Source organism: Phenylobacterium sp. (assembly GCF_031412415.1).
Lineage (GTDB): Bacteria > Pseudomonadota > Alphaproteobacteria > Caulobacterales > Caulobacteraceae > Phenylobacterium.
On record NZ_JANOCX010000047.1, the window covers coordinates 1 to 2,225 of the forward strand.

The 2,225-nt window shown below is 65.2% G+C and carries 3 protein-coding genes; all 3 read right to left on the minus strand.

Annotated elements, in window-relative coordinates; translation table 11 throughout:
- Positions 1-145: 145 nt before the first annotated feature.
- Positions 146-517, minus strand: a complete 372-nt coding sequence (locus RMO04_RS02225; RefSeq protein ID WP_309643165.1) for a DUF2939 domain-containing protein — start codon at positions 515-517, stop codon at positions 146-148.
- A gap of 62 nt (positions 518-579) precedes the next feature.
- Entirely contained in the window at positions 580-1,953 is a 1,374-nt protein-coding gene (locus tag RMO04_RS02230; protein ID WP_309643166.1) for a diguanylate cyclase domain-containing protein, read from the minus strand.
- On the minus strand, positions 1,935-2,225 hold a 291-nt coding region (locus RMO04_RS02235; protein WP_309643167.1), incomplete at its 5' end, for a hypothetical protein. The genes RMO04_RS02235 and RMO04_RS02230, both read right to left, overlap by 19 nt.

Genomic DNA, 2,225 nt, shown 5'->3' on the forward strand with positions numbered 1-2,225 from the left:
ATGTGATGGCGAAGCTTTATACAACCTGGGGTTGGTACGAATTCTAGCGGTCCCTGCCCGTTGCGCTGCAGCTACCGCACCCCCATCGGCGATGCGCAGCCCAGCCCGACGACGGTCCACCGCATCCTTTGGGTCATGGTCAACGTCAGGCTGGCGTCGTGCCCTCCAGCTTTGGGCGACACCAAGGTGTGCGCCACCGGGTGAGACCAAGCGGCGCCAGGGTGCGTACCAGTGGGGGCGTGCTGTCGGCCCTGCTGGCGGGCCGATCGTTCAGCAGCGCGGCCGAGCCCTTCGGCGATGCGAGGTGCACTGCCATGGTCGCGGCCACAATGTCAATGAACGATCGCACCGGACCCTGCTGCTCGGCGTCACGCACCAGCTCCTCATGTACGTCGGCGCGCAACGCCGACCAGTCCAACTGGTCGACCAGCGCCGGCATGTCGAGGCGCTGCACCGCGCCTGTCAGCGAGACGGCCGCGGACACCGGGAGGGCGATGTAGGAGAGGATTAGCGCCATGATGCCAAGGAGCAGCAGGCGCAGCGGTCGGGCCGGCGTTGGCGACGGCCGCGCGGCCGGGGTCAGCCGGCGATGTTATGCACTACGCCAGGCGTTGGCGGCACGAACCCGATGGACCCGCGCTGCACTTTCTTGGCCCGCATCAATGCTGCGTCGGCTGCCTCAAGCAGGTCAGCTGCAACCGCGTCGGGACCGAGGGTACAGCCAGTGCCGAGTGTCGCGCCCAGCCGGAGGCTCCGGCTTCCGAATGGCACGGGTTGATGCAGGACGTGGCTGATGCGGTTGGCTACCTGCTCAAGCTCCCACTGACTGGTAACGTCCTGGAGGATGACCATGAACTCGTCGCCGCCCAGGCGACCGACAACGTCGCCGGCGCGGGTCGCCTCGGTGAGCCGACTCGCTACCTCGACAAGCAATGCATCGCCTGCTGCATGGCCGTAGGTGTCGTTAGTTTCCTTGAAATGATCGAGGTCGATGGCAATCGCCGCAATCGGCACCCGCCGGGCAGCCAAGCGCGTCACGCGAGCATCGACGCCGCGTCGGTTCAGCACTCCGGTCAGGGCGTCCGTGTGCGCCTGCTGGTCGAGAACGGCTTGGCGAATTGCCGCCAGGCGAAAGCTTTCGACGGCCGCGGCCATGCGACCAATCTCATCCCGCCGATCGACCCCGGGTACCGGCGAGCGCGTATTACCCCCCTCTAGGGCGCGCATGCGCGCCTTGAGGGCCTTCAAAGGATCGGTCACGACCCGACGGAGGAGAAACGACGCCAAGCCGAGGGACGCCAGCGCCCCAGCGCCGACCGCCCACAAGGTCCAGGCATAGGTTGCATGGCTCGAACGCGTCGCCCCGGACATGGCACGGATGACCTCATCTTCCAGCCGCTGGACGAGGTCGCGCATCCGCCCTCGCAGATCAAGGAACAGCGGTTCGTGCTGACGACGCAAGAAGTCCGTTGCCTCGGCGGGTTGACCTGCGGCAACCAGCGCCTCCACCTCACGACTGTTCTCGACGAGGACGTCGAACTGGTTGATGAAAGACCGAATGACGGACGCGACGCGGGGGACGAGGCGGGCCGCTCGTTCGAGGGCCTCGATCAAGCGATGCTGGTTCTGATCGCGCTCGCCTAGCAAGCGCTGACGCGTATAATCGTCGCTCTCCGTGACCAGGCGAAGCAACAGACGAGAGTCGTCGACCGCCAGGATGCCGGCCCGGGTGACCATGCGCATGGCCATGGCCTCATGCTCCAGAAGGTCGGAGTACAACGCATCGGTCGAGACGAGGCGCGTAACGGCGTAGTAGCTGCCGCCGAAGCTAGCCAGCGCGATAAGGGCCAGGACGCTGACGATCTTGAGGGCAACGGAGCGCGAATGGCGCGTAAAAGCAATCCTCGCACGCTTGTACGGCCGGTGGGACGCGATCAGGCCATTAACAGGCATCGTGTCGGATCCTCAGCATAAGGCATCGGCAAATCTATCGAACCTTCGGTACGGTCCGCATCCTGCGTAATGTGCGTAGCTTGGCGCGAGCCCTTAACGTCCTCTCGCTTTGCAGCCAGTTTGCGTGAGAAAGTGTTTGAGATGCCTTGCTGACATCGGGCGATCCACCTGAGCATGGTGACGGTGGCGGCGATGCGGATGAGGGTTCCGGCCACGTCGGTGCGCTGCTCGAACCGTAGCAGGGCGCGCGGTCGCTTGATGATCTGCAGCGC